Here is a 6,655-nt window from a genome sequence, read left to right as displayed (position 1 = left end):
CGCCCGCCCCCTCGGCGCCCCCCGTGCCCTCGCCGGTGGCGAGGAACTGCGGCAGGACCGAGAGGTAGAGGAGCAGGCCCTTGGGGTTCAGGCCGCTGATCGTGGCCCCACGCAGGAACACCCGCGTCCCGCCCGTCCCGTCCGCGGAGACCGCCTCCCCGGCCTGCGGGGTCCCGGGCCGCCGCAGCACGCCCCAGCCCAGCCACACCAGATAGGCGGCGCCGGCCGCCGTCAGCACGGTGAGCAGGGCGGGCTCGCCCGCGACCAGGACCGCCAGGCCCGCCGTCGCCAGCGCCGTGTGCAGGGCGTAGCCGCTCACCAGGCCGCTCACGGCGGCGCCGACCGAGCGCCCGCGCAGCCCCGCGGAGATCACATACGCCCAGTCGGCGCCCGGCACGCAGACCAGCAGCAGGTCGACGGCGAGGAAAGAAAGCAGCGTTCCCACATCCATGTGAGGGACATTAGGCGCGATGCGGCCGAAAGTGTTCCTGATGTTTTCATGGAACGCCGGGATATGAGGGAAGATCTACCCCATGGACGACGTCGACCGGAAAATCCTTGCCGAACTCCAGCAGGACGGGCGGCTGACCGTGACCGAGCTGGCCGCCCGCGTGCGGCTGAGCGTCTCGCCGTGCCACCGGCGGCTGCGGGAGCTGGAGCGGTCCGGGGCGATCAGCGGCTACCGCGCGACGGTGGAACCGGCCGCCGTCGGGCTGACCTTCGAGGCGCTGGTCTTCGTCTCCATGCGCCAGGAGGACCGCGACACGGTCGCCGAGTTCGAGCGGGCGGTGGGCGAGGTGGAGCACGTGCTGGACGCGCAGCGGCTGTTCGGGGAGCCCGACTACCTGCTGCGGGTGGCCACCGCCGACCTCGCGGCCTTCCAGCGGCTCTACGACGAGCGGCTCGCCACCCTGCCGGGCGTGCAGCGGCTGACGTCGACGCTGGTCATGAAGCACGTGGTGAAGGACCGGGCGCTGCCCGCATAGCGCGGCAGGCGGCGGTCAGACCGGACGAAGGACCGGTGAACCGCCGCCTGCCAGACAGGACTTGAGCGTAAGAGTGGTGCGCCCTCGCAGGCTCCGCCGCTACTTCGTCGGCTTCTTCCCGGTGATGCCCAGGTGCACCAGCAGCGCCAGGTTCGGCTTGAGCTCAGCCTGTTTGACGCCCCACGTCTGGAAGCCCTTCTGGTGCGAGGCGACGGCCGCGAGCATCGCGACGAGCGCGCCGGCGACCGCCGCCGGGTTCACGTCCTTGTCGACCTTGCCCTTGGACTGCAACTCCGCGACCGCGTCCGAGAGGGAGTTGTTCACCGAGTTGAGGATCTTCATGCGGAGTTTGTAGAAGCGTTTGTCGCCCTCGGCCGCGCCCAGGTCGACCACGCGCAGGATCGCGTCGTTCTTCCGCCAGAACTCCAGGAAGCCGTCCACGAGTTCCTGCGCCGTCTGCCAGCCCGCCTTGCCGACCCACGAGCGGCCGGCGACCAGTTCGGTCAACTCGGCTCCCTCCGCGGCCATTTGCTCGGCGATCTCCAGGACGGCGCCCTCGACGTCCGGGAAGTACTGGTAGAAGGTCGCGGGCGAAGTGCCCGCCTTCCGGGCGACGTCGATGACCTTGACGTCCCGGTACGGAGAGGAGCTGAGCATCTCGCTGAGGCAGTCGAGCAGCTTCTGCCGCGTCGCCTGCCCGCGCCGACCGGCCACGCGGCCGTCGACGGTACGCACTTGTCCTGTCATGCCGTCAGCTTACCGAGGGGTGATGGGAGCGCGATTCGGCCGACTGCAAATGGGGTGCGGGAGGGCCCGGAGGCGGCTGTGCCTGGTCTGCGGCTTGCGTGAACCGCCGTTAGTTTGGCTCCATGGCCGAAAACAGGGCATCGGTGTACGCAGAGGGCGTCCCCTGCTGGGTGGACGCGCAGCTCCCCGACGTGGACGCGGGCAAGCGGTTCTACGGTGAGCTCTTCGGGTGGTCCTTCGAGGGGCGGCCCGAGGGGTACGGCGACTCCGTGTGGGCCCGGCTGGACGGCGAGCCCGTGGCGGCCCTGGGCCACAAGACCGACGGCCGCATGCCCACCGTGTGGACGGTGTACTTCGCCACCCCGGACGCCGAGGCCACCTCCCGGCGGATCCGGGCGGCGGGCGGCCAGCTGGTGACGGCCCCGGTGCCGGTGGGCGGGCTCGGCGTCGCCGCGCTGGCCGCCGACCCCGAGTCCGCCGTCTTCGGGCTCTGGCAGCCCGACGGCCACCCGGGATTCGGCGTGCGCCACCGGCCCGGCGCGTTCGCCTGGGCCGAGCTCTACGCCCGCGACACCGAGGCCGCCAACACGTTCTACGGGCATCTCTTCCACGAGGCGCTCTTCGGCCCCGACGCCGCCCCCGACTTCGGCCGCGCCCCGGTGAGCGACGTCTTCCCGGAGATGATGCCGCCGCACTTCCTGGTCCACTTCGGCGCCGAGGACTGCGAGGCGGCGCTGGGCGCGGTGAGCCGGCTGGGCGGACGGGTGCAGGCGGGGCCGTTCACCGCCTCGTACGGCACCGTGGCCGTCGTCACCGACAATCAGGGGGCGTCGTTCGCGCTGCTCCAGCGTTGAACGGGGTGCCGGGCGCCCTTCTCACCGGCGGGTTCGCCCCGCCGTGAGGATTTTTTGCCCGCATATGGCATGAGACACCCCGATTGCCCCCGGGTTCGCAACCGGCCGCCCGGCCAGGAAGAATCGGGGTGCGTGCCGCCATGGCGGTGCGGTGGTGAGACGCTGCACGGGGCCGTGTACACAAGTGGGTGGCGCGGCCCGTACGGGGAGGTGGCAGGCAAGTGGTGGATCAGCTGACGCAGCACGATCCTCGGCGGATCGGGCCGTTCGAGGTGCTGGGACGGCTGGGTGCCGGCGGCATGGGGCTGGTCTATCTGGCACGCTCGGCCTCGGGCCGGCGCGTGGCGATCAAGACGGTCCGCACGGAGCTCGCCGAGGACCAGCTCTTCCGCGTGCGCTTCACGCGCGAGGTGGAGGCGGCCAGGGCGGTCTCCGGCTTCTACACGGCCGCGGTCGTCGACGCGGACCCGCGCGCCGCCGTGCCGTGGCTGGCCACCGCGTACGTCCCCGCGCCCTCCCTCGAGGAGATAGTGAACGACTGCGGGCCGATGCCGGCCCAGGCGGTGCGCTGGCTGGCCGCGGGCGTCGCGGAGGCCCTCCAGTCCATCCACGGCGCGGGGCTGGTCCACCGTGACCTGAAACCGTCCAACGTGCTCGTGGTCGAGGACGGCCCCCGGGTGATCGACTTCGGCATCGCGTCCGGCGTCTCGAACACCCGTCTGACGATGACGAACGTGGCCGTCGGCACCCCCGCCTACATGTCGCCCGAGCAGGCGAAGGACTCGCGCAGCGTCACCGGCGCGAGCGACGTCTTCTCGCTCGGCTCGATGCTCGTCTTCGCCGCCACCGGCCACCCGCCCTTCCACGGCGCGAACCCGGTCGAGACGGTCTTCATGCTGTTGCGCGAGGGCCCGGACCTCGAGGGCCTCCCCGACGAGCTGCGCCCGCTCATCGAGTCCTGTATGCAGATGGACGCCACGGCCCGCCCCAACCCGGCCGATCTACAGGCCCAGCTCGCCCCCCACCTCTTCGGCTCCGGTTCCGACGACAGCGGCACGGCGTCGGCGTGGCTGCCCGAGAAGGCGGTCGCCCTCATCGAGACGCGCCGGGGCGGCCGGCAGGCCAAGCCCGCCCCGGTGAGCCCGCGCAGCGGCGGTGGCGGCGTGGGGCTGGGCCGGGGCAACGTGCCGCCCCCGCCGTCCCACGATCCGGTGGTGCTCGCCCGGCCGGCCCAGCCTCCCGTGGCCGTCGGCGCCCCCGACACCGGTCCCGTCCGGCTGGCGGGCGCGGCCGTGCCGATCGGGCCCGGTCCGCGCGTCGCCGACGTGCGCGCCACGGCCGCCGTGAAGGCGCCGGTCGCCGAGCCGGGCATGGTCGCCAACTGGTCGCGGCTGCACCCGGGCGTCAACGGCGCCGACACGGCCCTCCCGGCCACCCAGGGTGCGCCCGCGGAGACCCCGGCGGGGTGGCGGCCCTGGCGTTTCCGCATGTCGAACGACGTGTGGGGGACCCCCTCGGTGGCGGGGGACCTGGTGTACGTCACCTCCTTCGAGGTGCACGCCCTGGACGTGGCGACCGGGCGGCGGCGGTTCAAGACCCGGGACGTGGCCTGGTCGATGGCGGTCGCCGACGGCCGCGTGCACGCCTCCGACGGACCCACCCTGTTCGCCCTGGACGCCCGGGAGGGCGCCGACCTGTGGCGGCTGTCGACGGAGGCCTGGGTGTACTCGCTCAAGGCCGACCGGGGCACGGTCGTCACCGGCACGCGCGGCGGCGGGGTGCAGGGCTGGGAGGCCTCCAACGGGCAGAAGCTCTGGGAGATCTCGGGCTGCCAGACCGACTTCGAGTCCCCGGAGGCCGGGCCGGTCCTGCACGAGGGCACCGTCTTCGTCTGGCAGGACGCCCGGCTGAGAGCCCTGGACGCCCGCACCGGCGAGGAGCGCTGGACGTACCCCATCGGCGACACGGCCTCCTGCGGCGGCGTCCCGGTCCGCGTCACGCCCGCCCCCGACGGCTACGTCTACGTCTCGGCCGGCACCCGCGTCCTCGCCGTCGACATCGCGAGCGGCATGGTGCGCTGGCACTTCGAGGCGCCCGCGGTCTTCCTGTCCCCGCCCGCCTTCGTGCCCGGCCCGGCGGTCACCGGCGGCGGCGTCTACCTGGCCGACTACCTCGGCACGGTGTACGCCATCGACGCCACCGACGGCCGCGACCGCTGGCGCATCGCCACCGAGGCCCGCTCCTGCGTCGACCCCGTGCTGGTGGCCGCCGGCCATGTCCACGTCGGCAGCGGCAAGGGGCTCTACACCCTGGACGCGGTCACCGGCACGCCCAAGTGGCGTTTCCAGGCGGGCGGCGACATCGTGGGGGCCCCGGCGGTCGCGGAGGGCCGTATCCACTTCGGCTCCACCGACCACCTGCTCTACACCCTGAAGGCCGACGACGGCCGGCTGCGCTGGAAGCTGGCGACGGGCGGGGAGATCACCGGTTCGCCGGTGGTCCGCGACGGGGTCGTGTACGCGTGCAGCAAGGACCGCTGCGTGTACGCGCTGGACGCGGAGAAGGGCACGGGCACCGCGCGGACGGCCTGAGCCGGCCGTCGCGGCCCGGGCCGTGCCGCGGCGCCGGCGGTCGCGGCACGGGCCCGGGGGACCGGGACACGGGCGGGGCACGGGCACGGGCCGGTGGCCCCGCGGTGACATGGCCGTGACAGGCCTTGCCTAGGCTGTCCGTATGGATCGACGGGGGCAAAGACTCAGGTTCGCAGTGGTGGCGACGTGCGTCGTCCTGGCACTGACCGGCTTCTCGACGGGCCGGGGCCACGGTCACGGCAGCAGCCACGGCCACGGCGGCGGGTGCAGCAGCTCGGGTCAGGACCACGACACCTCGTCCTCGACCGGCGGCTCCACCGGGTCGCGCTACCACGACTACGACGACGATGACGACTCCACGGACGCCACCTCCGGATCCGGCGGCTCGTCCGGCTCGTCCGGCCCCTCCACGGCGCTGCGGGACGCCACGGTCCGGCTCGTCGACTGTGCGACGCCGAGCCGGGCCTACGCGACCGTCGAGGTCGACAACCCGAACACGGCCGGCGGCTACTTCACCGTCACGGTCGCCTTCCTCGACGCGGGTTCCGCCGAGGTGGAGGAACGCACCGAGGACGCGTACGTCGCCGGCAACGACACGACGACCGTCCAGGTCGACCTGTCCTCCCCGGGCCTCGCGGCGAAGGTGGACCACTGCGACCCGGAGCCCTACGCGACGGCGGGCTGACCCGGCTTCCGGGCGCCGCCCCGACGCCCGAAGGCGCACCGGCACGAGCCGGTGCGCCGCTCCCGTACGGCCCGGTGCGGGCCGGGCCGGTCAGGTGTTGTCGCCGCAGGACCAGACCCACTTGTGGGAGGCCGCGTTGTCGTGGACGGCCAGACCCAGGCCGTCGGAGTAGCCGGCGGTCCAGCTGAAGATGTGGCTGTCGGTGCGCAGGTTCCACTCGTGGCCCTGGCCGATGCAGGCGTAGGCGCTGCGGTAGTTCTCGTTGTAGTAGATGTTCACCTGCGCCGGGCTGCCGCCGGTGCCGCGGTTCCCGACCCAGTCGACCTTGTTCTGGATCCAGTCGGGCCAGTCGGTGCTGTTGCCCTGGTTGCGGTAGGTCAGCCCGTTGTCGTCGGCGTAGGCGCAGAACTCGCCGGTGTTGCAGCCGCCGTCGGCCTGGGCGATGCCGGGGGCGGTCAGGATCGCCCGGCGGGGCAGGGGACTCCCGCATGTTCCGGATGTCGTCCGGCCTCGCCCCGCTTCCCCGAGCACGCGACGCGGCCCGCCGGAGGAACTCCCGGTAGTCCGGCGCGGGCAGCCGGGGGGCCGGCCAGTAGCGGAATCCCCGGCGGACCATGCAGTCCGGTCCCGCGGGTCCGCCTGGTGGTGCCGGTACGCGAGGCAGCGGTACCGGACGGCGTACGACACGGCGCGGCGCCTCCAGGCGGCCGCCCTGTGCCGGCGTGCCGACGGGACGGCCGGGCTGACGCGGGTGCCGGGCGGGCGGACGCGGGGCGTGGGCGCGGGCGGGGA

Annotated in this window: 7 protein-coding genes; 4 read left to right on the top strand and 3 right to left on the bottom strand. The window is 73.4% G+C overall.

Annotated features, from left to right (window positions below):
- Positions 1-451, bottom strand: a 451-nt coding sequence (locus tag KMS84_RS37315; RefSeq protein WP_256920993.1) for a LysE family translocator, incomplete at its 3' end; no start/stop codon positions are given.
- A gap of 82 nt (positions 452-533) precedes the next feature.
- On the opposite strand from KMS84_RS37315, the gene KMS84_RS37310 reads away from it, so the two are divergent.
- Positions 534-986, top strand: a complete 453-nt coding sequence (locus KMS84_RS37310; RefSeq protein ID WP_256920992.1) for an Lrp/AsnC family transcriptional regulator — start codon at positions 534-536, stop codon at positions 984-986.
- 99 nt (positions 987-1,085) lie between these two features.
- On the opposite strand, the gene KMS84_RS37305 is transcribed toward KMS84_RS37310, so the two are convergent.
- Positions 1,086-1,721, bottom strand: coding sequence for a TetR family transcriptional regulator (locus KMS84_RS37305; protein ID WP_069769535.1), 636 nt, complete (start codon positions 1,719-1,721; stop codon positions 1,086-1,088).
- 134 nt (positions 1,722-1,855) lie between these two features.
- Here KMS84_RS37305 and kbpA point away from each other — a divergent pair, with 134 nt between their 5' ends.
- The 3 genes from kbpA (at position 1,856) to KMS84_RS37290 (ending at position 5,863) form a co-directional block, all read left to right on the top strand.
- The gene (gene kbpA / locus KMS84_RS37300) at positions 1,856-2,587 is read left to right on the top strand and encodes an AfsK-binding protein KbpA (protein WP_256920991.1); all 732 of its coding nucleotides are present in this window, start codon (positions 1,856-1,858) and stop codon (positions 2,585-2,587) included.
- Between the two features lie 221 nt (positions 2,588-2,808).
- The gene (afsK, locus tag KMS84_RS37295; protein ID WP_256920990.1) at positions 2,809-5,178 is read left to right on the top strand and encodes a protein serine/threonine kinase AfsK; all 2,370 of its coding nucleotides are present in this window, start codon (positions 2,809-2,811) and stop codon (positions 5,176-5,178) included.
- Positions 5,179-5,356: 178 nt separating this feature from the next.
- A complete protein-coding gene (locus tag KMS84_RS37290; RefSeq protein WP_256920989.1) occupies positions 5,357-5,863 on the top strand; it encodes a hypothetical protein in 507 nt (168 codons plus the stop codon).
- A 90-nt stretch (positions 5,864-5,953) separates the two neighbouring features.
- Here the strand turns inward: KMS84_RS37290 and KMS84_RS37285 are convergent, their stop codons facing one another.
- Positions 5,954-6,394: a hypothetical protein gene (locus KMS84_RS37285; protein ID WP_256920988.1), complete on the bottom strand. Its 441-nt coding sequence runs from the start codon at positions 6,392-6,394 to the stop codon at positions 5,954-5,956.
- Positions 6,395-6,655: the final 261 nt, after the last annotated feature.

It is taken from the genome of Streptomyces hilarionis (assembly GCF_024539675.1).
Classification (GTDB): Bacteria; Actinomycetota; Actinomycetes; order Streptomycetales; family Streptomycetaceae; genus Streptomyces; species Streptomyces hilarionis.
This window is presented reverse-complemented; position numbering and strand designations above follow the sequence as displayed.

Bases quoted from the DNA above. Each gene is read 5' to 3' on its own strand.
- KMS84_RS37310 (WP_256920992.1), top strand. From the start codon at position 534: ATGGACGACGTCGACCGGAAAATCCTTGCCGAACTCCAGCAGGACGGG.
- kbpA (WP_256920991.1), top strand. From the start codon at position 1,856: ATGGCCGAAAACAGGGCATCGGTGTACGCAGAGGGCGTCCCCTGCTGG.